At 71.5% G+C, this 22,262-nt stretch carries 20 protein-coding genes and 1 tRNA gene; 11 read left to right on the top strand and 10 right to left on the bottom strand.

Annotated elements, in window-relative coordinates:
• The 5 genes from ACQP0N_RS05670 to ACQP0N_RS05650 form a co-directional block, all read right to left on the bottom strand.
• Positions 1-1,452, bottom strand: a complete 1,452-nt coding sequence (locus tag ACQP0N_RS05670; protein WP_433118117.1) for a magnesium chelatase — start codon at positions 1,450-1,452, stop codon at positions 1-3.
• 66 nt (positions 1,453-1,518) lie between these two features.
• The gene (locus ACQP0N_RS05665; protein ID WP_433118116.1) at positions 1,519-2,595 is read right to left on the bottom strand and encodes a hypothetical protein; all 1,077 of its coding nucleotides are present in this window, start codon (positions 2,593-2,595) and stop codon (positions 1,519-1,521) included.
• 121 nt (positions 2,596-2,716) lie between these two features.
• On the bottom strand, positions 2,717-3,367 hold the full coding sequence (locus ACQP0N_RS05660; protein WP_433118114.1) for a response regulator transcription factor: 651 nt from the start codon (positions 3,365-3,367) through the stop codon (positions 2,717-2,719).
• Positions 3,364-4,608, bottom strand: coding sequence for a histidine kinase (locus ACQP0N_RS05655; RefSeq protein ID WP_433118112.1), 1,245 nt, complete (start codon positions 4,606-4,608; stop codon positions 3,364-3,366). The genes ACQP0N_RS05660 and ACQP0N_RS05655 overlap by 4 nt, the downstream gene beginning before the upstream one ends.
• Before the next feature lie 55 nt (positions 4,609-4,663).
• Positions 4,664-5,161, bottom strand: coding sequence for a hemerythrin domain-containing protein (locus tag ACQP0N_RS05650; protein WP_355051984.1), 498 nt, complete (start codon positions 5,159-5,161; stop codon positions 4,664-4,666).
• 103 nt (positions 5,162-5,264) lie between these two features.
• Between ACQP0N_RS05650 and mgrA the strand changes: the two genes are divergently transcribed.
• Positions 5,265-6,260, top strand: a complete 996-nt coding sequence (gene mgrA / locus ACQP0N_RS05645) for an L-glyceraldehyde 3-phosphate reductase (RefSeq protein ID WP_355051985.1) — start codon at positions 5,265-5,267, stop codon at positions 6,258-6,260.
• 25 nt (positions 6,261-6,285) lie between these two features.
• Here the strand turns inward: mgrA and ACQP0N_RS05640 are convergent, their stop codons facing one another.
• Positions 6,286-7,191, bottom strand: coding sequence for a lytic polysaccharide monooxygenase (locus tag ACQP0N_RS05640; RefSeq protein WP_433118109.1), 906 nt, complete (start codon positions 7,189-7,191; stop codon positions 6,286-6,288).
• Between the two features lie 139 nt (positions 7,192-7,330).
• Here ACQP0N_RS05640 and ACQP0N_RS05635 point away from each other — a divergent pair, with 139 nt between their 5' ends.
• Together ACQP0N_RS05635 and ACQP0N_RS05630 are read left to right on the top strand one after the other, a co-directional pair.
• Positions 7,331-7,453 (top strand): 50S ribosomal protein L36, encoded by a 123-nt coding sequence (locus ACQP0N_RS05635; RefSeq protein ID WP_030490864.1) that lies wholly within the window; start codon positions 7,331-7,333, stop codon positions 7,451-7,453.
• Between the two features lie 150 nt (positions 7,454-7,603).
• Positions 7,604-8,902, top strand: coding sequence for a hypothetical protein (locus ACQP0N_RS05630; RefSeq protein WP_433118107.1), 1,299 nt, complete (start codon positions 7,604-7,606; stop codon positions 8,900-8,902).
• Positions 8,903-8,958: 56 nt separating this feature from the next.
• On the opposite strand, the gene ACQP0N_RS05625 is transcribed toward ACQP0N_RS05630, so the two are convergent.
• Together ACQP0N_RS05625 and ACQP0N_RS05620 are read right to left on the bottom strand one after the other, a co-directional pair.
• Positions 8,959-10,341, bottom strand: a complete 1,383-nt coding sequence (locus ACQP0N_RS05625) for a class I adenylate-forming enzyme family protein (RefSeq protein ID WP_433118105.1) — start codon at positions 10,339-10,341, stop codon at positions 8,959-8,961.
• Positions 10,331-11,869 carry an NAD(P)-binding domain-containing protein gene (locus ACQP0N_RS05620; RefSeq protein ID WP_433118103.1) on the bottom strand — a complete coding sequence of 513 codons (1,539 nt, stop codon included), beginning with the start codon at positions 11,867-11,869 and terminating at the stop codon, positions 10,331-10,333. Before ACQP0N_RS05620 ends, ACQP0N_RS05625 begins: the two co-directional genes overlap by 11 nt.
• A gap of 63 nt (positions 11,870-11,932) precedes the next feature.
• Here ACQP0N_RS05620 and ACQP0N_RS05615 point away from each other — a divergent pair, with 63 nt between their 5' ends.
• The 7 genes from ACQP0N_RS05615 (at position 11,933) to ACQP0N_RS05585 (ending at position 20,506) form a co-directional block, all read left to right on the top strand.
• Positions 11,933-13,450: an aromatic amino acid ammonia-lyase gene (locus ACQP0N_RS05615; RefSeq protein WP_433118101.1), complete on the top strand. Its 1,518-nt coding sequence runs from the start codon at positions 11,933-11,935 to the stop codon at positions 13,448-13,450.
• Positions 13,443-15,005: an FAD-dependent oxidoreductase gene (locus ACQP0N_RS05610; RefSeq protein ID WP_433121451.1), complete on the top strand. Its 1,563-nt coding sequence runs from the start codon at positions 13,443-13,445 to the stop codon at positions 15,003-15,005. The genes ACQP0N_RS05615 and ACQP0N_RS05610 overlap by 8 nt, the downstream gene beginning before the upstream one ends.
• A gap of 1 nt (position 15,006) precedes the next feature.
• Positions 15,007-15,996 carry an alpha-hydroxy acid oxidase gene (locus tag ACQP0N_RS05605; protein WP_433118099.1) on the top strand — a complete coding sequence of 330 codons (990 nt, stop codon included), beginning with the start codon at positions 15,007-15,009 and terminating at the stop codon, positions 15,994-15,996.
• Positions 15,993-17,246 carry a cytochrome P450 gene (locus ACQP0N_RS05600; protein WP_433118097.1) on the top strand — a complete coding sequence of 418 codons (1,254 nt, stop codon included), beginning with the start codon at positions 15,993-15,995 and terminating at the stop codon, positions 17,244-17,246. Before ACQP0N_RS05605 ends, ACQP0N_RS05600 begins: the two co-directional genes overlap by 4 nt.
• On the top strand, positions 17,243-18,502 hold the full coding sequence (locus tag ACQP0N_RS05595) for a cation:proton antiporter (protein ID WP_433118095.1): 1,260 nt from the start codon (positions 17,243-17,245) through the stop codon (positions 18,500-18,502). Before ACQP0N_RS05600 ends, ACQP0N_RS05595 begins: the two co-directional genes overlap by 4 nt.
• A 70-nt stretch (positions 18,503-18,572) precedes the next feature.
• Positions 18,573-19,229, top strand: a complete 657-nt coding sequence (locus ACQP0N_RS05590; RefSeq protein WP_433118093.1) for a response regulator transcription factor — start codon at positions 18,573-18,575, stop codon at positions 19,227-19,229.
• Entirely contained in the window at positions 19,226-20,506 is a 1,281-nt protein-coding gene (locus ACQP0N_RS05585; RefSeq protein ID WP_433118091.1) for a sensor histidine kinase, read from the top strand. The genes ACQP0N_RS05590 and ACQP0N_RS05585 overlap by 4 nt, the downstream gene beginning before the upstream one ends.
• 16 nt (positions 20,507-20,522) lie before the next feature.
• On the opposite strand, the gene ACQP0N_RS05580 is transcribed toward ACQP0N_RS05585, so the two are convergent.
• Together ACQP0N_RS05580 and ACQP0N_RS05575 are read right to left on the bottom strand one after the other, a co-directional pair.
• Positions 20,523-20,595: transfer RNA gene (locus ACQP0N_RS05580), tRNA-Ala, on the bottom strand.
• 87 nt (positions 20,596-20,682) lie between these two features.
• Complete coding sequence (locus ACQP0N_RS05575) at positions 20,683-21,273, bottom strand: YqgE/AlgH family protein (protein ID WP_357127995.1); 591 nt, start codon at positions 21,271-21,273, stop codon at positions 20,683-20,685.
• Between the two features lie 172 nt (positions 21,274-21,445).
• Here ACQP0N_RS05575 and ACQP0N_RS05570 point away from each other — a divergent pair, with 172 nt between their 5' ends.
• Positions 21,446-22,246: an S-methyl-5'-thioadenosine phosphorylase gene (locus ACQP0N_RS05570; RefSeq protein ID WP_433118089.1), complete on the top strand. Its 801-nt coding sequence runs from the start codon at positions 21,446-21,448 to the stop codon at positions 22,244-22,246.
• Positions 22,247-22,262: the final 16 nt, after the last annotated feature.

Genomic DNA, 22,262 nt, shown 5'->3' with positions numbered 1-22,262 from the left:
TCAGCCCCGGCCGCCGTAGACGGTGCGCCCGGACTCGGTGACGTCCTTGCCGAGCCGGCGGGTCAGGTGCAGCCCCTCCAACACGAACTCGACGGCCGCGGCGGCCTCCTCCGGGGTGGGCGCGTCGCCCAGGCCGAGCCGGTCGAGCACCTTGGCCAGACCGGGCACCGTGCCCACCTGCCGCAGCAGCTCGGCGGAACCGACCAGCTCGCCGGTCTCGATCGCCGTCCCGTCCTCGACGAGAGCGGTGAACCCGGACAGGTCGAGGCCGGCCAGGTGGGCACGGAACGTCTCGGCGGTCGCGGTCCGCAGCAGGTGGGCCAGGATCTCGGTCTCCCGTCCCTCCTCGCCGCTCTCGAACTCCACCTTGCCGCGGAGCGTGCTGGTCACCGACACCGCGTCACCAACGCGAGCCACCGCGGCCTCGGGTCGGCCATCGCGATCGTCGGAGGCGGCGAGCAGGCCGGCCCGACGCAGCGCGGCACCGGCCACCGTCTCGGCGGCGGCGATCGCGAACCGGGCGGAGACGCCGGAGCGCGGGTCCACCGACGGAGATTCCCGCACGGCGCGGGCGAAGCGGGCCAGCACCTCCAGCACGTGCTCCGGGACGGCGGCGACGAGGTCCGCCTCCTGGCGGATCAGCGCCAGCTCCAACTCCAGGTCGACCGGATAGTGGGTACGGATCTCCGCGCCGAACCGGTCCTTGAGCGGAGTGATGATCCGACCCCGGTTGGTGTAGTCCTCGGGGTTGGCGCTGGCCACCAGGAGCAGGTCCAGCGGCAGGCGGAGCTGGTAGCCGCGGACCTGGATGTCGCGCTCCTCCAACACGTTGAGCAGCGCCACCTGGATGCGCTCGGCCAGGTCGGGCAGCTCGTTGACGGCGAAGATGCCCCGGTTGGTACGCGGCACCAACCCGAAGTGGATGGTCTCCGGGTCACCGAGGGTGCGACCCTGGGCGATCCGGATCGGGTCGACGTCGCCGATCAGGTCGCCGACGCTGGTGTCCGGGGTGGCGAGCTTCTCGCCGTAGCGCATCGAGCGGTGCAGCCAGCCGATCGGCAGGTCGTCGCCGGCCTCGGCGACCTGGGCGACCGAGGCGGGGGTGAGCGGGCGCATCGGGTGCTCGTTGAGGACCGAGCCGGCGATGACGGGGGTCCACTCGTCGAGCAGCGAGCCCAGGGCGCGGATCAGTCGGGTCTTGCCCTGGCCGCGCTCGCCGAGCAGCACCATGTCGTGCCCGGCGAGCAGAGCACGCTCGACCTCGGGCAGGACGGTGTCGTCGTAGCCGACGATGCCGGGGAAACGGGTCTCGCCGGAGCGCATCCGGGCGAGGAGGTTGTCGCGGAGTTCCTGCTTGACGGTGCGGTACTGGTGACCGGCCGCCCGTAGCGCGCCGAGCGTGCCGGGCAGGTCGGCCGGTGGAACCGGGATTACCGGGGTAGGCGCAGTCACCCGAGTAACGCTAGCTCACATTTTCGGGGGCGCCTCCGGCTTCGGGTGGCACCCCCACGGCCACCCTCAGCCCCGGCCGCAGCGCCGGCAGGCGCCCCGGCGGCGCAGGTGGTACGCGTAGGTCGCCGCGCCGAGCGCCACGCCCCACAGCGGCCAGAGCAGCATCGGCGCCCCGGTCAGGCTGGTCCCGCCGGTGAGCTCCCAGAACTGGGGGTTGCTGAGCAGGCCGAGGCTCGCCGCGGTGACGGAGATGGCGACCAGGGTCGCCGGCGCCACGGCCAGCTTCACCGGCACCCGACGACCGGAGAGCCCGAGCATCCAGCGGGGGAACCGCTCACCCCAGCGCTGTACCAGGCCGAGGGTGAGGATCGCGCCCGCGGTGGCGAAGGCGGCCAGCCCGAACCCGGCCCAGACCAGCCCGCTGTCCTGCATCTCGGTCAGGAACTCCCGGGAGATGCCCAGCGGGATGCCGGCGGCCCAGGCGAAACGGATCGCCGCGTACGTCAACGGGATGATCGCCGCGATGCCGGTGGCCCACCGACCCCAGCGGGCGGCGGCGGCCGGGGTGGTCCAGCCGCGGTCGGTGCCGTCCCGCCCGCAGGAGACGCAGCTTGCGGCGGTACGGCGTTGCCAGGCGAGCACCGCGCCGGCCAGCAGCAGCCCGCCGAGCAGCGCGGCGAAGCGGCCGAACAGGGCCCAGTTGAAGATGTCGGCGTAGTCGACCGGGGGCCAGCCGAACGGCGCTCCGACGATCAGGATCGGCAGGTAGCCGAGGATGACCAGCACGCGGACGTCCGGCACGACCACGGCGAGCAGGAACGCGACCGCCCAGCCGTAGCCGGCGAGCAGTGCCCGCAGCGGGCCGGGTGGGCGGACCGCCGGGCGGCTCATGGCCAGGGCGGCCACGGCGGCGCTCAGCAGGATTCCGGCGAAGAGCGGGGTGGCCACGTCCGCCGGCACCAGGCGCAGCAGGCTGACATCACCGCCGTGCCGGTCGTTCGGGCCGAACGGGTAGCCGGCGCCGGTGAGCGTGCCGAGCAGGGCGAGTACGCCCCACAGGCCGAGCCAACCGGCGGCGAGCGGGGCGAGTCGGTCGGGCCAGCGGGATTCGGTACGGGCTCGAAGGTCATTGATCGTCGTCATGCTCCCAGCCTCGACCGATCGGCGACCGATCCCCTCCCGGGCGGCGGTGAACCCACTCCCCCGGCCGAGGGATCAGCCGGAAAGGGCTGGCCGAGGGATCAGCCGGGAGGGGGCCGGCCGGTCAGCTCGACGGGGTGACGAAGCCGGACTCGTACGCGGCGATGACCGCCTGGGTACGGTCGCGGACGCCCAGCTTGGCCAGCACGTTGCCGACGTGCGTCTTGACCGTCTCCACCCCGACGACCAGGTGCGCGGCGATCTCCGGGTTGGACCGGCCGGTCGCCATCAGCCGCAGCACCTCGGCCTCCCGCTCGGTGAGGCGTGCGGCTTGCAGGCGGTCCCCGCCCACCGGCCCGTACGCCCCGACGAGCTGGCGGATCGCCGCCGGGAACAGCAGCGACTCCCCGGCCGCGACGACCCGGACCGCCTCGACGACCTCCGCCGGGCGGGCCCGCTTCAGCAGGAAGCCGGACGCGCCGGCGCGCAGCGCCTCGTAGACGTACTCGTCGTTGGCGAACGTGGTGACCACCAGCACCCGGGGTGGGTCGGCGGAGGTGGCGAGCAGATGGCGGGTGGCCTGGATGCCGTCGATGCCGGGCATCCGCACGTCCATCAGCACCACGTCCGGGCGGTGCCGGGCGACCAGGGGCGGCACCTCGGCGCCGTCGGCGGCCTCGGCGAGCACCCGCAGGTCGGGTTGCGCGTCGATGATGGCCCGTAGCCCGACCCGGATCAGCTCGTCGTCGTCGACGATCAGCACGCCGGTGCTCATCGCGCGTCCTCGTACGGCAGGCGGGCTCGGACGAGCCACCGGTCGCCGTCCGGGCCGACGGTGAGCCGGCCGCCGAGCAGCAGCACCCGTTCCCGGATGCCGTCCAGGCCGCGCCCACCCCGACCCGGATCGGAGCGGCGCTGTCGGCCGAGGGCATTTTCCATCTCCAACTCCAGGGCATCGGGGTGCAGGTCGAGCCGCAGCGTCACCGGCCCGTGGCCGTGGCGGGCGGCGTTGGTCAGTCCCTCCTGGACGATGCGGTAACCCTCCCGGGAGACGACCGCGGGCACCGCCGTGGGATCGCCGGCGCGGCTGTCGTGGACCGTCAGCCCGGCCGCCCGGGCGTCGGTGACCAGCCGGTCCAGGTCGGCGAGCGTACGCTGTGGCGCCACCGAGGGCCGGCCACCGCCGGTCTCGCGGAGCAGCCCCAGCACGTGGTCCAGCTCGTCCATCGCGGTCCGGCCGGCGTCCTCGATGGCGGTCAGCGCGCGCCGGACGAACTCCGGGTCGGTGTCGAGCACCTCACGGGCGGCGCCGGCCTGAAGGGTCGCCACGGTCAACGCGTGACCGACGGAGTCGTGCAGTTCGCGGGCCAGCCGGTTGCGTTCGGCGAGCCGGGTGGCCCGCGCTTCCAGGGCGGCGATCCGCTCGGCCTGGGCGGGGCCGAGCAGCACCGGGGCCATCGACACGGCGAGCGCGCCGAGCCCGGCCACGGCGTAGCCGAGGCCCACCAGCAGGGCGACCCCAGCGAGGGTGAGCCAGCCGCTGTCCCGCCCGTCCAGCGGCCCGAACCGTTCGCGGCTGGTCAGCTCGTCGCCCACACCGAACTGCTGCGCGATGAACGCGAGCGCCATCGGCAGGGCGCTGAACAGCGCGGTCATCACCAGCGCGCCGACGATGAGGTGCGTGGCGATCCAGAGCGCGCTGCGCAGGCGGCTCTCCCGGTCGCCCCGGTGTCCCGGGGCCGGGTCGGGCAGGTCGACGCCGAGCAGCGCCCGTACGGCGGCGATCTCCAGCGCGCGGCTGCCGTCCAGCAGCAGCGGCACCACGGCGATCAGCGCCGCGACCACCAGCAGGACGTAGACCAGCGGGCGGGGGATCTCCGAGTCGGTGAGCATCTGCGCGAAGGTCACCGCGAGGACCCCGTACGGCAGGGCCAGCACGCCGCCGAGCAGCAGGAACACGCCGCGTCGCCAGGTGCTGCCGGCGACCAGCGGGGCCAGCGCCGCGCGGAGGGTCATCCGGTCATTCTGCTGGCGTGGACCGGGTGCGCGACTCCCCCGCAGCGGGGAGATCTCAGCGGTGGTCGGCCACGTACCCCTGCGGGTCCTTGTCGCGGAACGGCAGGTCGCGGCCGTTCTTGTGCTCGCCGTAGAAGGTCAGCCAGCGCTGGCCCAGCTCGGCGCGCAGTTCGAAGCTGGCGTGCCGGCGAAAGTCGGGCAGCGCCTCGTCCTCCTCCTCGGCCAGGTGCTCACTGTTCTCCCGGCGGGCCGTACCGACCGCCTCCCACCAGGGCTTCGAGCCGACCGGGTGCAGTTTGGACTCGGCGATGGCGTCCCGGATCTTGTTGTGGTCGCCGATCGCGTCTTCCGTCTCGTCCTCGCCGTCGTCGCCGTGCTTGACCAGGTGCGGGTAGAGGATCGCCTCCTCCGCCTCGGCGTGGATGTCCAGGTGCAGGGCGAGGGCGTCCCAGATGGCCAGCAGTTCCTGCTCGTCGCGGGCGTCGTCGAGGCGGGCGAAGCCGCGCCGGAAGGCGGCGTGGTCGTCCAGGATCAGTGCGGTGATGTCGTCCACGTCGCTCACTTTCCGCGGTGCTGGGCCGGTCGTCGGGTCGAAACTACCCCGATGTCCGGCTTTCCACGCCCGATCTCGGGCACGCCGGAGCGGGGCTAGGCTCATGATCGTGACCTACCTCGCCGCGGAAGACCGCTACGACACCATGACCTACCGGCGCAGCGGACGCAGTGGCCTCCGGCTGCCCGCCGTCTCTCTCGGCCTGTGGCACAACTTCGGCCCGGACCGCCCGTACGAGCGCCAGCGGGACATCGTCCGGCGCGCGTTCGACCTCGGCGTCACCCACTTCGACCTGGCGAACAACTACGGCCCGCCGCCCGGCTCGGCGGAGGAGAACTTCGGCCGGATGCTCGCCACCGACCTGAAGCCGTACCGGGACGAGCTGGTCATCTCCAGCAAGGCCGGATACCTGATGTGGCCCGGCCCGTACGGGGAGTGGGGATCGCGTAAGAACCTGATCTCGTCGTTGGACCAGTCGCTGGGCCGGATGGGCCTCGACTACGTCGACATCTTCTACTCGCACCGGTTCGACCCGGACACGCCGCTGGAGGAGACGATGGGCGCGTTGGACGCCATCGTCCGCTCCGGTAAGGCCCTCTACGTGGGCATCTCCAACTACAACTCGGAGCAGACCACGAGGGCCGCGGCGATCCTGCGCGACCTGGGCACGCCGCTGCTGATCAACCAGCCGTCGTACTCGATGCTCAACCGCTGGACCGAGGACGACGGCCTGCTCGACACGCTGGAGCAGGTCGGCGCCGGCTGCATCGCGTACAGCCCTCTCGCGCAGGGCCTGCTGACGGACCGCTACCTCAAGGGCATCCCGGCCGACTCGCGGGTGCGGACCAGCGTCTTCCTCAACGAGAGCGACCTCGGCGACGAGAAGATGGCGACCATCCGGGGGCTCGGCGCGGTCGCCGAGCGGCGCGGTCAGTCCCTGGCCCAGCTCGCGCTGGCCTGGGCGCTGCGCGATCCGCGGATGACCAGCCTCATCATCGGGGCGAGCAGCGTCGAGCAGTTGGAGACCAACATCGCCGCCGTACACCACCTCGACCTCGACGCCGACGACCTGGCCGAGATCGACCGCCTGCTGGGCTGACCGCCGGGATCACGGGCGGCCCGGGTCACCAGATCCGGCGCCGCCCGGCCCGGTGGTTGCGCACCTCGCACCGTGGTCCCGTGGGCGCGACGGTGTCGCGGCGACGCCGACCCACTCCGACAAGTACCGCCAGGACCAGCACGACGGCCGCGCCGGCCAGCACCGGCCACCGGCCGTCGAGGTCGCGCACCGACGCCACCGGCACGCCGGGGTCGGCCGCTGCCGCCACCGCCGACTCGCTGGCGACCGGCCGGCTCGCGGGGGTACGCGCGGAGGCCTTCGTCGTGGCAGCCCGCTTCTCGGTTCCGGGCGGGGCCGCGAAGACCACGTCGGAGCAGGAGTAGTAGGTGTCCGGGGTGTTGGAGTTCTGCCAGATCGTGTAGATCAGGTGACGGCCGGTACGGCCCGTGGGCAGCCGACCCGCCAGTTGGTACGCGCCGGCTCGCACGGGCGGGTCGGTCCGCGTCAGGAACGGCCGCGGCTCCAAATCTGCCCAGGTGAGCCGTTTACGCGGGTCGTAGTCGGGCGTGGTGACGTAGAGCCGGAAGGTGCCCCGGTGCTCGATGGTGGTCCGGTACCGGAAGGTGAACGTCGTGCCGGTGGTCAACCGGGTGCTCGGCCAGTCGGTCCGCGGCAGGTCCAGCCCCCGGTACGCGGAGAGCCCTCCGCTGCACAGCTCCCCGTCCGGGATCCGTTCCCGGTCCCGACCGTTGATGGCCGCCACGCGTACGTTGTCCCATTCGCGCACCGCCGCGCCGGCCGCCACGGCCGCCCGGCAGGCGCTGGTGGACGCGTACCGGCCCTCGGGCCCACAGGCCGCCGCCCGACTGACGGGATCGGTGGGGGCGCCGTGCGCCCAGCCGGGCACCGAGCCCAGCGGTGCCGCCGCCACGACGACGAGCACCACGACGAGCATCCGACGCACCCTCATGGCTTGAACCTCCCGCCACTGGTACGGGCGCGGGAGGTCAAAGGTTCGACGCCCGGGGGCGCGGGAATCGCGCGGCGGTCCCCGGCGTTCCGATAACCGGTACCGGTAAAGGCCAGACCCCCAGGCCGAGGAGGCAGACATGAAGGTACGTAGCTCGTTGCGTGCGCTCAAGCAGAAGCCCGGTTCGGTGGTGGTCCGCCGTCGCGGCCGGGTGGTCGTGGTGAACCGCGCGAACCCGCAGTGGAAGAGCCGCCAGGGCTGATACGCCCCTTAGCGGACATACAGTCGAGAACGCCCCGACCGGGACCATCCGGTCGGGGCGTTTCGCGTAGCCGTTCTCGACGAGCGGTGCGCGCGACTCGATGGCATCATCCCTCCTGATCAAGCATGTTCATCGATCGAGGGGGCGACGGTGCACGGACCAGACAGAACAGCCAACCGACGGCGTACGCGACAGTTCACCGCCGGCTTGGTCGGCGTGTTGGCGGCCCTGGCGGCCGTTCCGGCACCCGCGTGGGCGGCCACGTGGTCGCCGATCCAGGTCGTGTCGGAGGCTGGCTGGAGCGGGCTGGACCAGCCCTTCGCCGCAGTCGACCGGCAGGGCGACTCGCTGCTCGCCTGGGCGGGCTGCGACAACAACGCGAGTAGCTGCAACGACCAGGTGAAGGCGCAGCTCGTCTCGGTCGACGGCACGGCCGGCCCGGTCCAGACGCTCTCGCCGCTCGGCCCGTCCGCCTTCTGGCCCAAGGTCGCGTCCGACGACGACGGCGACTCGGCCGTGGTGTGGACGCAGGACGGCCTTGTGGCCGGCCGGCGGGTGTCCGCCAGCGGCGAGCTGGGTCCGTTGCAGATGATCACGACGTGGCACGGGGTCAGTCCGGCCGTCGCCGTCGACCCGTCAGGACTGGCGCTGGTCACCTGGACCGAGATCCGCGACGGCGCGTACACGACGAAGGCCCGCTACTTCGGCGCGGACAGCTCCCTCGGCCCGGAGCTGACCCTCGGTGTCGGCGTGGACCAGACCGTCGTGGGCATCGACCGCGCCGGGACCGCCGTCGTCGCCTGGACGGAGAGCTACGAGCGGGTCGTCGCGCGCCGAGTCAGTCCTGAAGGCGTCGCGCCGCTACGCGTCATCGCCGGGCGGGCCACCGACGTGCGGTACGCCGGCGTCTCGCTCGCCGTGGACCGGGACGGGGACGCGGTGATCAGCTACCGGTGGTCCAGGGCGGGCGAGCCGCCCCGCCTGCGGGCACGGCACTACAGCCACACCGACACGTTGGGCAGCGTTTTCAGCGTGTCACCGGCCGCCCACGAGCTGAGCCTCTTCGACGAGCTCGCCGGCGACCTCGACGGCGACGCGGTGCTGACCTGGGGCCGCTGGACTCCCGAGGGTATCCAGGTCTTCGCCCGCTCGATCTCCTCCACCGGAGTGCTGGGCACGGTCACCCGGCTCGGCGTCGGCGACTGGCCGAAGGTCGCCCTGGACGACGACGGCGACGGCCTGGTCACCTGGCAGGCTTGGGGTCCGGACGTCTCCACCACCCAGGTGCACGCCCGGACGGTCGCACAGGACGGCACGTTCGGGGCGGACGAGATCATCGCCCCCGACGGGCGGTACGCGCAGCCGGCGTCCAGCCCGACCGGTCGCTTCTCGGTGATCTGGCAGAAGGCGTCCTACGTGTACGACATCCGGGCGCGCTTCGGCCAGTAGCCCGACGGCGAGACGCCCTGACCGCCGCCTCGGTCAGGGCGTCTCGCGCAACCCCGCTACCGGAGCTGTCGGAGTTGACTCTTGTCGGGTTTGCCGCTGGCGGCGAGCGGAACCCGGTCGATGACCGTGACGGTGCGCGGCACCGCGAGGTCGCCCACCTGTACGGCCACGAGCTTGCGCAGCAGGTCCGGATCGGGTGTCCTCCCGGCCGCCGGCACCACGAACGCGTGCACGGCCTCGCCGGTCACCTCGTCCGAATCGCCGACGACGTACGCCTCGGCGATCGCGGGGTCAGCGGCGAGCGCTCGCTCCACCACTCCGGCGTGGACCAGCTGCGCGTTGACGATGATCACGTCCCGGGTGCGTCCGAGCAGCCGCAGGTAACCGTCGGCGTCGAACTCCCCCAGGTCACGGGTCCGCACCCAGCCGTCCACGAACACCTCGGCCGACTCGGCCGGGTCCTGCCAGTACGACGATGCCTGCGCCGGGGTGCGGACGTAGATCTCCCCGTCGCGGAGAGCGACCTCCACGGCCGGGCGGCCGACCGTGGCGAGGGTGGCGGGGTCGGTCAGCATCTCGGCGGGGGTCGCCATGGCGATCATCGACGTCTCGGTCTGGCCGTAGCCGTGAAAGAGCACCGGACCCAGCACGTCGAGCGCCTCCGCCAGTCGGCCCGGCGCGAGGGGCGACCCGGAGACCATCAGCGCCCGCAGGTGACGCAGGTCCACCGGGTGGGCGCGCTGGTCCCGGATCAGCTGGTGCAGCTTCCCGACCGTGATCACGCTCGCCGTGGCCCGGTGCTCGACCAGGGCGTCCGGGAAGACCGGCCGGGGGGCCACGACGAGGGTGCCGCCCGCCACGAGGGTGAGGATGCCGTACTCCAGCATCACCTGACTGGCCAGCGATCCGAAGACCAGGTAGCGCTGCATCCGGGTGGCCAGTTCGGCGACGGCCGGGGGCCACCGGTCCGGGTACGGGACCCAGGACGCCGACATGGCCGCGTAGGTCTGCACCACACCCTTCGGTGTTCCCGTGCTCCCACTGGTCCAGATGATCCGTGCGGGATCCTCGGGGCGTCCCGCCGCGACGAGTGGCAGCCCGTCGTCGGGCTGCTCGGTGAACGAGGCCAGCCGGGTCGGGTCGACCACGAGGGAGCCGGACAGTTGTGCGGGGCTCAGGTCCGCACGCCAGCCGGACACCCGCGCGCCCACGGCGAAGGCGGCCATCGTGGCGGCGAAGGCCGCGGCGGTGACCGGCAGATCGAGCGTGACACCTACGCCCGGTCCCGCGCCGCACGAGCGCAGCCCAGCCGCGATACGGCGGATCAGACCCGACATCTCCGACGCGGTCGTGACGACCGGCCCGTCCTCGAAGACCGGCCGGTCCCCGCCGGCCGTCAGCAGGTCCAGGACTGGCTGCGGCCAGATGTCAGCGGGCATCGGCGAGGACACCCTTGACGAACACCTCGAGGGGTTGCTGATGCACGCTCGGCAGGTTCCAGGTGTTCTCCAGGTTCTCCGCGAGGTGGTGCTCGGCGACGACCTGCCCGTCGCGCCACACCCGCACCACCGGGTGGAGGTAGGTGGCGTCCTGGGCGGCTGTCGCGTCGTTCTCGGCCGGGCGCGGCACGGTGATGTCGAACGGGTCGACGTGGTCGTGGTCGGGGCCGTACTCGAGGGTGATCACGAACGCGAACACGTCAGGCTCCGCGTCCCGCAGATAGGCGACCGGCACCTCCTCCCGGTAGCGGGCGGCCTCGCCCTGCACGGTGATGACGTCGCCGAGCACCGAGAACTGCTGCCACAGCGCCGAGGTCACGTTGATCCGGGCGATGATCGAGGCGGCGATCGCCTCCGGCGTCAGCGCGATCTGCCGGGACGGCCAGGGCTCATTGTGGTGCCGCTCGCGGATGATGTGGTGCAGTGCCCGGGTGGCGTAGCGGAAGCCGTGGATGAAGCCGTTCGTCGACTTCTTGAAGTCACGCTGTTGGCTGAGGGTGCCGGCGAAGTAGAGCCCGGGAACGTTCACCGACTCGAAGGCCGGGGTCTGCGCCGGGAACCGATCGTTGATGACCAGCTCCGGCCGGGCCGACTCGGCGAACAGTGACGCGTCGAAGCGGAACCCGGTGCAGAGGATGATCCGGTCGTACTCGAGTTCGCGCAGATTCTCGACCGTCCGGGCGTACCGGAAGAGCACCCGGTAACCGCCGCCCTCCCGCGGACTGATCCGCTCCACGGTGCCGTCCAGGACGGCGTTCTGCGACTTCAACTGATAGGTGTCCAGGAAGTTGTTGTTCACCGCGCGCAGGTGCCCGACGTAATGGGTCTGCCAGGCCAGCCTGATGGAGTGCGGCCCGGCGACATGAATCGTCGCGGCGGTCTCGATCAGCGCGTCGGCGGTCTCGAACGCCGAGTTGCCCTTACCGACGATCAACACCCGCTGGTTGACGAAATCGGCGGGGTCGACGGAGACGGTGTCGTAGCGCTCGGCCAACTCCACGCCCTCGATCGGCGGCACGTAGAGCTGGGAGACCCCGGTGGCGACGACGACTCTGCGGGCCTCGAAGACCTGGTCGCCGGCCCGCACCGTGAACACGTCACCGGTCTTCGACACCGCCGTCACCCGGGTGTCGTAACGGACCCGCAGACCTCGCGCGAAGTCGGCGAGATAACGCACCAGATCGTCAGCGGCGGGGAAGTAACGCGTGCTGTAGTTCTTGAACAGCAGCGCCGGATCGTCGGACAACAGCGAGTTCCAGTCCGACCGTAGATTGAACTCGGGATCCTCCGAGCCGGTCCACACCTTGTTGATCGAGATCAACTGGCGGTGCCGGGGATAGGTCTCGAAGAACATGCCCGGACGGGGGCCGCCCTCCAGCACCACGTAGTCGTGACCGTCGCGCTCGAGCAGGGCCGCGAGCTGCAAACCCGCCGGCCCGGCTCCGATGATCAGGCAATCGTGCGTCATGCGGCGAAATGTACTGAGGCGATTTCAGAGCGCTCTGAGAAACTGTTTCTAGCATCCGCTTGCATGACGATTCAGGTGGATCTGGCAGCACCGCTGCACCCCGCCGACCTGCGCCTCGCGGCCGGCCCGGTCACGCTCGTGATCAGTGACGAGGTGCGCGGCCGGGTGACGAGCGGCCGGACATTCCTCGGCAAGGCACTCGGCGACGACCGGGCCATCTACGGCGCCACCACCGGCTTCGGGGCGCTCGTGGGGTACGCGGGCCGAGCCGACCAACGCGACCAGGCCGACAACACCCTCGCCCACCTCGGCGCGGGTCAGGGACCCGACCTCGCCCCGGATGTCGTACGCGCGACGCTGCTGGTGCGCGCCTGGTCCCTGGCCCGGGGCGCGTCCGGGGTCTCCCCGCACGTGATCGACGCGCTCGCGGCCATGCTCGGCACGACGTTCACGCCGGCGATGCCCCGGCTCGGCTCGGTGGGCGCCAGCGGCGATCTGATCCCGCTCGGTGCCGCCGCCCAGGCGCTGCGCGGCCGTGGACACGCCTATGTGGACGGCGTACGGATGCCCGCCGGGGACGCGCTGACGAAGGCCGGGCTGGAGCCGCTGCCGCTCGACGGCCGGGACGCGCTCGCGCTCGTCAACGGCACGTCGCTGACCACCGCGGCGCTGACCCTCGCCCTGGACCGGGTCCGCGCCGCGCACCGCGTGGTGCAGATGCTGACGTGCCTCCTCGCCGACCTTCTCGGCAGCGACCCGCAGTTCCTCGACCCCGCCCTGCTGGCCGCCTACGGTCACTCCGGCGCCATCGACGTCGGCGCCGCGATGCGGGCGACCTGCGCCGGGCTGCGGCCGTCCGGCAGCAGACCCCTGCAGGAGCCGTACAGCATCCGCTGCGCGCCGCAGTTGCTCGGAGCGGCCGAGGACGCCCTGCGCTATGTGGACGGCGTCGTGGCGGCCGACCTCGGCGGGGTGAGCGACAACCCGCTGTTCTTTCCGGACGACGACAAGGTCGTGCACGGCGGCAACTTCTTCGGTCAGCCCGCCGCCTTCGCCGCCGACGTCCTGTCCATGGTGATCGCCCAGATCGGCAATCTCGCCGAACGCCAGCTCGACCTGCTGGTGGATCCGGGTCGCAACGGCGGACTGCCGCCGATGCTCGCGGCGGGGCCGGGTCAGCAGCACGGGCTACAGGGCGTCCAGCTCGCGTCGACGGCGCTCATCACCGAGATCAGGCGGGACACCGTGCCCGCGAGCGCGCAGAGCCTCCCCACCAACCTGCACAACCAGGATGTCATCCCGCTCGGCACGCAGGCCGCGCTCCGCGCCCTGGACCAGGCGGAGCTCCTGCGGCTGATCACCGGTTCGCTGGGGCTGGGGCTGCGCCAGGCGGTGCACGTGGGAGCACGCCGTCCCACGGCGGCGGGCTGCGACCGCGCTCTCCAGGCCCTGGAAGAGGTAATCGCTCCGATCGATCCGGATCGACCACTCGACGGTGACGTGCGAACGGCGGTCGCGATTCTGGAAAAGCTTGAAAAATCTCTGATTTCCCACTCGTACGGTGAGCGCCGTGATGCTTGATTACCTGATCATCGGGGCCGGGCCGGCCGGGCTTCAGCTCGCGGCCCTGCTCGAGGCCGACGGCAAGCGCGACTATCTGGTGCTGGAGGGCGCCGACGGGCCGGGGGCCTTCTTCGCCACCTATCCGCGGCACCGGACACTCATCTCGATCAACAAGCCGCACACCGGCACGGACGATCCCGAACTGAACCTGCGGCTCGACTGGAACTCCCTCCTCACCGACGATCCGGCGCTGCTGTTCACGCAGTACACCGAGCGGTACTTCCCGGACGCCGACGTGATGGTGCGGTACCTCGCCGACTTCGCGGCGAAGACGGGCGTCAAGGTCAGGTACGGCACCCGGGTGACCCGCGTGTCCAAGCACGACGACGTCTTCACGGTCGAGGCCGGCGACCGGCGCTGGGAGGCCCGCGCGGTGATCGTCGCCACCGGCGTCTCGAAGACCTACGAGCCGGACATCGCCGGATTCGAGCTGGCCGAGGGGTACGACGTGATGAGCGTCGAGCCGCGTGACTATCTCGACCAGAAGGTCCTGATCATCGGCAAGGGCAACTCCGCCTTCGAGACCGCCGACAGCCTCATGGAGACCACGACACTGATCCACGTCGCAGGCCCCAGCTCGGTCCGGATGGCGTGGCGTACCCACTACGTCGGGCATCTGCGCGCGGTCAACAACAACTTCCTGGACACCTATCAGCTCAAGTCGGCGAACGCGATCCTCGACGGCACGATCAAGAGCATCGAGCGCGACGGTACGGGCTACAAGGTCACGTTCAGCTTCTCCCGGGTCAACGAGGTCGTGAAGGAGCTGCACTACGACCGGGTGCTGGCGTGTACGGGATTCCGGTTCGACGACTCGATCTTCGATTCCTCGGCCCGACCCCAGCTCGCCATCAGGGACCGATTCCCGGCACAGACCGAAGCGTGGGAGTCGGTGAACGTCCCGGGGCTGTTCTTCGCCGGAACGATCTCGCAGGTACGCGACTTCAAGAAGTCCACGAGCGGCTTCGTGCACGGCTTCCGCTACGCCGTCCGCGCTCTGCACCGGATCCTCGCCCGCCGGTACGACGCGACGGAGTGGCCGTCGGACAAGCTCACCGCCGAGCCGGCGGCCATGACCGCGGCCGTCATCGGGAGAGTCAACCGCAGCTCGGCCCTGTGGCAGCAGTTCGGGTTCCTCGCCGACGTGCTCACCGTCGCCGGAGACGAGGCCCGGTACCACGAGGAGGTGCCGGTGGACTACCTCGTGTCGACGGGCCTGCACACCGCCGACCACGAGTACGACCAGGCGTTCGTCGTCACGCTGGAGTACGGGCCCGACCACGACCAGGTGGACCCGTTCGACATCACCGTGTCCCGCATCGCCCAGGATTCCATCGGGCAGGCGCACGACGCGGCGTACCTGCACCCGGTGGTCCGTTACCGCCGCGAGGGCCAGTTGATCAGTACCCATCACCTCGCCGAGAACCTGGAGAACCGGTGGGATCGGCCCGACGTCCACGTTCGGCCGCTCGAGGAGTTCCTCGGCCGTTGCCTGTCCGGTGCCGAGGGCTGAGATGGACCCCGTCCACCAGGACTTCTTCGAGGGCGGCGCCGGGCGGGAGCGCACCCTGGCCGCCAACGAGGAGGCCTTCGCGCGACGGTGGCTCGTGCCACGGGTGCTCCGGGCGACCGGCGAGCGCGACCTGCGGACCACGGTGACCGGTACGTCGCTGGCCGCACCGGTGCTTGTCGCTCCGACGGCCTTCCATCGGCTCGCGCATCCCGAGGGCGAGGTGGCCACCGCGCGGGGGGCTGCGGCGGCCGGCACGGCGATGGTGGTGAGCATGGCCGCCACCCAGCCGGTCGAGGAGATCGCGGCGGCGGGCGGGACGCTGTGGTTCCAGCTGTACCCGCAACCCGACCTCGACTTCACGGAGTACGTGGTCAAGCGCGCCGAATCGGCGGGCTGCCAGGCGCTGGTGGTGACCGTGGACTCCCCGGTGTTCGGGAGGCGCGAGCGTGACCTGCGCAACGGCTTCACGGACCTGCCGCCCGGCTACGCCTGCGAGAACATGCGCGACGCGACGGGCCGGGTGCGTTCGATCGCGATGGACGCGACGGCGGGGTGGGACCGGATCGGGTGGCTGCGCGGTGTCACGGGACTACCGATCCTGCTCAAAGGAATCCTGCATCCCGCGGATGCCCGCCTCGCCGTCGAACACGGTGCCGCCGGTGTGATCGTGTCCAACCACGGCGGACGACAGCTCGACGGGGCGATTCCCACGCTCGACGCGCTGCCCGCGGTGGTGGCAGCGGTGCGAGGGCAGCTTCCGGTGCTGCTCGACGGGGGTGTGCGCGGCGGCACCGACGTGGTGATCGCGCTGGCGCTCGGGGCGCGGGCGGTACTGGTGGGGCGGCCGGTGGTGCGGGGGCTCGCGGCGGCCGGGGCGGTGGGCGTACGGGAGGTGCTCGACCGAATCACCGGTGAGCTGGATCATGCCCTCGCCCTGGCCGGAGCGCGGCGACCGGCCGACCTGACGCCCGATCAGGTGGTGACCCGGTGAAGGCCGTGGTCGACCTCCGGGAGTGGATCTTCCAGCGGATCAACGGGAGCGAGGGCATCGCGGTGCCCGGGCCGCTGGTGGGGCCGGAGGACTTCGAGCGGGTCTACAGCCACCCGGCCGCCGACGGGCGCAGCCGCGGGGCGGCCCTGTCGGACCTCTTCTGGTACTGGCTCGCGCCCGGTCCACACATGCATCAGGAGCACCTGGAGCCCGGCGAGGCGTACCGGACGGTCGCGCGGACGACGCGTCAGGTGCTGGCCGTCCCCCACCCGCGCTCCGACGAGCTGGCGACGGCCGCGACCCGGCGGATCCTCGACGCACTCCCGACCGGCCGGACCAGTCACGTACGGCTACGGGACCTGATGATGCCGATCTGGGCCGAGGTCTCGTACGAGCTGGTGTTCGGCGCATCCTGCCCGCGCGAGGTGCGGGACCTCATCGTGGCGAACGCGGACGACGTGGTCACGGCGCTGAAGGGGATGAGTCTGCGGCACATGTCCCGGCGGGATCGCGTGACGCGCTACCTGCTGGACCGGATCGACGCGGGGACGTGCCCGGTCGTGCTGCCGCCGCCCTTCACCGCTCTGGAGACCGCCTGGTACCTCCAGGGCGCGTTCTTCAACACGGCCGTGGTGCAGATGTCGGAGGCCATGACACACATCCTGCTGTGTGCCCGGTCCGTCGAGGACACCTCGGACGATTCCCTCGATCGGATCATCGACGAGACGCTCCGCGTGTACCCGCTGTTCGGTATCGCACACCGGATCACCTCCGCACCGATCACCGTGGGAAATCACGCTCTCCCCACCGGATCGGTGCTGCTCTTCAACTACCGGGCCTACCAGCGCACCGGTCCCGCCGCCGACGACAAGTTCGACCCGGACCGTTGGCTGTCGTTGCGTCGGCAGGACGCGCACTTCATCCCGTACGGCGTGAACGCCAACCGGGCCTGTCCAGCGCGCGGCTCGGCACCGGTCCAGCTCCGCGCGGCGACCCGGGAGGTGCTGCGGCGCTTCTCGGTCGCGTCGTCGGCAGCGCACACCCGTTCGCTGCCCAGCCGCGGTCCGGCGTACCTGACGCCCCGGGGCCTTGCCGGGCCCGGCCGCAACCGGCTCGCTCTCATGCGGCAGCGCGACCGACTCTTCGACGTGGGCCGCTCGGTCAAGCAGTTGGTCTGCGGGACGTGGATGGTCGTCGACGCCCGACGACAGAAGTTGTGCACCCGATTCTTCGAGGAGGTCGGCTCGTGACGCCCACTCAACTCGCCCCGCGGTTCTTCATCGCGGTCGCGGTCATCCTGCTCTTCTGCAAGCTGGTCGCCTGGCTCCTCGGCAAGGTGGGCCAGCCCGCCGTCGTGAGCGAGATGCTCGCCGGGGTGCTGCTCGGCCCGTCGCTGCTCGGCCTGCTCTGGCCGGGCGCGCAGGCCGCGCTCTTTCCCGCGCCGCTGCTGCCGATCCTCTACGTGGTCGGCCAGGTCGGCCTGGTGCTGTTCATGTTCCAGGCCGGGTACGCCTTCACCTCCCACCGGTTGAACAATCTCGCCGGCACGGCGGGGGCGGTGTCGCTCGCGGGTGTCACGGCACCGCTGGTGTTGGGCATCCTGCTGGTCCTGGGCGTGGCGGGCTCCGTACCGATCCGCGCGGACGACGTGTCGCTCGGTGTGTCCGCGGCGTTCGTCGGCGTGGCCCTGGCGATCACGGCCTTTCCGATGCTCGCCCGGATAATCACCGAGCGCGGCCAGACCGGTACCCGGCATGGCATGGTCGCCCTGGCCAGCGGCGCGATTGACGACATGGTCGCGTGGATCATGCTGGCGGTGGTGCTGGCGTTCGCCTCGGGCGAAGCCGGCCCGGCCGTGGTCACCGCGGGTGGCGCGGTGCTGTTCGGGGTGGCGCTGTGGCTGGGTGGGCGGCGGGTGACCGGCTACCTGATGGGGTTCCCGAGCGACCGCGCGCGGCTGCTCGGCACGGTGGCGCTGCTCTTCCTGGTCGCCTGGTACACCGACGAGATCGGGCTCTACGCGGTCTTCGGCGCCTTCGCGGTCGGTGTGGTGATGCCGCGCTCCGAGCAGACCGACAAGGTGGTCGACACGCTGTCGCCGATCGCCGCGACGGTGTTCCTGCCGCTGTTCTTCACCTACTCCGGGCTGCGCACCGAGTTCGCGCTGCTGGGCAATCCCGCCGTCCTCGGATTCGCCGCCGCGTGTGTGGCCGTGGCGATCGCCGGCAAGTACGGCGCCTGCTGGGCCGCGGCCCGGATGCGCGGCGAGCCGAACGGGGTCGCCCTGCGCGTCGGCGCCCTGATGAACGCCCGTGGCCTGATGCAGCTGATCGCTCTCAACGTGGGTCTCGAGGCGGGCATCGTCAACCCGTCGCTCTTCACGGTGTTGGTGCTGGTCGCGCTCATCACGACGCTGATGACGACACCGCTGCTGAGCTGGATCGAACGGCGCGAGGCCCGCACTCGCGCCGCTGAACCCTCGCTTGTGACCGCCGGAACCCCGTAGATTGTTGTTTGCGACGACAAGTTTTCCGGAACATAGAGACATGTCGATGAGTCGGTGTCACTATCTACCCATGAACCGACTCCTGCTCGTCGAGGACGACTCGGAGCTCCGCGGCATGGTGGCCGAGACGCTGACCGGCGAGGGATACGTCGTCGACCAGGCCCCCGACGGCCAGCGCGGTCTGCACCTGGGGCTCACCCGGCCGTACGACGTGATGGTGATCGACCGCCGCCTACCCGCCCTCGACGGGCTGGACCTGGTCGTCCGGCTGCGCTCCCGGGCGGTGGCCGCCCGGGCGCTGCTGCTGACCGCGCTCGGCACCGTCGAGGATCGGATCGCCGGCCTCGACGCGGGCGCCGACGACTACCTCACGAAACCCTTCGACCTGGACGAGCTGAGCGCCCGCATCCGGGCACTCTGCCGCCGGGTCACCGACTCCACCGAGGTGCTGCGATTCGGGTCGGGCCAGCTCGACCTCTCCGCGCGCGACGCCGTCCTGCCCGACGGCACCCGGGTCGCCCTCTCCGCACGCGAGTTCGAGCTGCTCCGGGTGCTCGCGGCCCGTCCGCTCACCGTCCACTCCCGCTCCGAGCTGCGCAGCCGGGTCTTCGACGAGGCTGCCGCGGCGTCCCTGGTCGACACGTACGTCTACTACCTGCGTCGCAAGCTCGGCCGCTCGGTGATCCGGACCGTCCACGGTCTCGGCTACAAGCTGGGGACGCTGTGAGTTTCGAGGACACCATGCTGCGCCGGGCCAGGGCGCGGGTCAGCCTGCTCGTCGGACTCACGATGACGGCGCTGCTCGCCCTGGGCGCCGCCATCTCCTACGTCGCTCTGCTGCACAACCAGCACGAACAGATCGAACGCGAGCTCAGCTACGGCGTGGTCCACGGCACCATCAACGGACCGCCGGCCTGCAGTTGGATCATCCTGTCCGACGGCGGCCGCATCGACCTGGGCCGGAACCCGCCCCCGCCGGGCTTCCCCCTGCGGTCCGCCATCGACGCGGCGGCCCTCGACGGCCAGGTCCACAGCGACAAGATCGACCGCAACGGCACGACCTACTACGTCCGCACCCAGCCCCGCGGCACGGGAGTCGTGCAAGCTGTGTTCGACGCGCGTTTCCAGATCTCCGACCGGCGTCACCTGCTCGCCGCCTTCCTCCTCGCCGCGATCGTCGGCCTCGCCGCGGCAGCGCTCACGGGCATCGCCGTGGGCCGCCGAGCCGTGGCGCCGCTCGCCGAGGCGCTCGGCCGGCAACGCCGGTTCGTCGCCGACGCCAGCCACGAGTTGCGCACCCCCATCGCCCAGGTACACACCCGCGCCCAGATCCTGGCCCGCCGCGCCGGCGCCGACCGCGCCGACTACGACCGCCTGATCGAGACCACCGGCCGGCTCGGTGAGATCGTCGACGAGCTCCTGCTCTCTGCCCGCCTCGCCGCCACCCCGGTCGACCGCCACCCCTCCGAGCCCGTCAACCTGACCCTCCTCACCGCCCAGGCCGTCGACTGCGAGGCCGACCGCGCCGCGGAGCAGGGCGTCCAGCTGCACATGAGCGTCCCGGACACCCCGGTTCTCGTCTGCGGCATCGCCTCGGCCCTGCGCCGCATGGTCGGCGAACTGCTCGCCAACGCCCTCACCCACACCCCGAGGGGCGGTCGCATCGACGTCGCGCTGCACACCTCCCGCCGGAGCGCGGACCTGGTGGTCATGGACAGCGGAGCCGGCTTCGACCCCGCCGACGCGCCACACCTCTTCGACCGCTTCCACCGCGGCGCCGGGGCTGCGGACCGGCGCTTCGGTCTGGGCCTGGCTCTCCTCAAGGAGGTGGTCACCAGCCACGGCGGGACGATCTCCACCGACAGCCGGCCCGGCGCCGGGGCGACCTTCATCGTCCGGCTACCGACGGTTCCGCCCCGGGCTGTCCTGACCGCCTCGGTGGGGGGAGAGGTGCGACATGAAACAGGTCAGCGGCCTGACCGGTATTCCCGACCAAGCCGCTGACCTGCACAAACAAGGGTGGAGCCGAGGGGACTCGAACCCCTGACCCCCACACTGCCAGTGTGGTGCGCTACCAGCTGCGCCACGGCCCCTTGCTGTCGTCCCGGTCGCCCGGGCACTCGGAAACTATACACAGACCCGCCCGCATGGTCATCTCGCGGGGTCCCCACCCGGCCGGGTCAGTTCAGCGCCACGTCCGGCGGGAAGTGGGCGACGGCGGCCATCATCCCGCCCTGCCGGCGCAGCACCATCGGCCACAGGTCGTCGGGGCGGTCGACGAAGGCGTCGCCGGGCAGGGCGTCCAGCACGAACCAGGACCCGTCGGCGATCTCCTGCTCCAACTGGCCGCTGCCCCAGCCGGAGTAGCCGGCGAACACCCGGATGCCTCCGATGCTCTCCCGCAGCTTCTCCGGGTCGACGGAGAGGTCGATCGTGCCGACCGCCCCGGACACCTGGTGGAAACCCTTGAGCCGCCGTAGCGGTTGCCGCATCCGGGCCAGGCAGATCGCCGAGTCGGGTTGTACCGGGCCGCCCTCGAAGAGGACCGCCGGGTGGCGAGCCAGGTCGCTCCAGTCGCCCAGCACCTCGGCCACCGGCACCTCGGTCGCCCGGTTCAGGACGACGCCGAGTGCGCCGCCCGGCTCGTGGGCGACCAGCAGCACCACCGTACGGTCGAAGTTCGGGTCCTTGAGCGCCGGAGTCGCGACCAGCAGCCGCCCGGTCATCAACTCCATCGCTCGTCCGCCGATCGCCTGGCCCTCTCCCTGCATCCCACCTACCCGTCAGCCGTGAGCCCGCACCCGGGTTCCGTCATCCGCCGCCTCCGCACGGTGCATCGGTGTCAGCCGCGCTGTCAACGCCATGCCTGGCACCATAGCCTGCGTCCCCGGCGCTGGCTAAGGTCTGAGCGGCGGGTGATCGGACAGTTGCGACGGAGGTTCCATGGCACCGACGGCGGACCTCGCGGTGATCGGCGGCTCGGGGCTGTACGCGCTCCTCGACGGCACCCCCCATGAGCTGGGCACCCCTTACGGTCCACCGTCGGACGCGGTGACCATCGCGGAGGTGGCCGGGCGCCGGGTGGCGTTCCTGCCCCGGCACGGTTCCGACCACCGGTATCCGCCACACCGGATTCCGTACCGGGCCAACCTGTGGGCGCTGCGCTCGCTCGGCGTACGCCAGGTGTTGGCGCCGTGCGCGGTCGGCGGGCTGCGCCCGGAGCTTGGCCCGGGCACGTTCGTGGTGCCGGACCAGCTCGTCGACCGCACCAGCGGACGCGTGCAGACCTACTACGACGAGGGCGCGGTGCACGTGCCGTTCGCCGACCCGTACTGCCCGAAGGGCCGCCACGCCCTGCTCGCCGCGGCGGCCGGGCGGGACGTCACGGCGGTGGACGGCGGGACCGTGGTGGTGGTCGAGGGCCCCCGGTTCTCCACCCGTGCCGAGTCCCGCTGGTACGCGTCGATCGGCGGCACTGTCGTGAACATGACTGGCCATCCGGAGGCGGTGCTCGCCCGGGAGATGGCCCTCTGCTACTCCTCCATCGCGCTGATCACCGACCTGGACGCCGGGGTGCAGGCGGGCGAGACGGTGACCCAGGACGAGGTGTTCCGGGTGTTCGCGGCCAACACCGACCGACTGCGGGACGTGCTGCTGGACGCGTTGGCCGCGCTCCCCGCCGAGCAGGACTGCGCGTGTGGTCGGGCGTTGGACGGCATCAAACTGCCCTTCGCGCTCCCCTGAGCGCTCCCGGACGACC

It is taken from the genome of Micromonospora sp. CA-246542, from assembly GCF_050942905.1.
Taxonomy (GTDB): Bacteria; Actinomycetota; Actinomycetes; order Mycobacteriales; family Micromonosporaceae; genus Micromonospora.
Note: the sequence above shows the minus strand (reverse complement) of the source record. Positions and strands in the feature narration are given on the sequence as shown.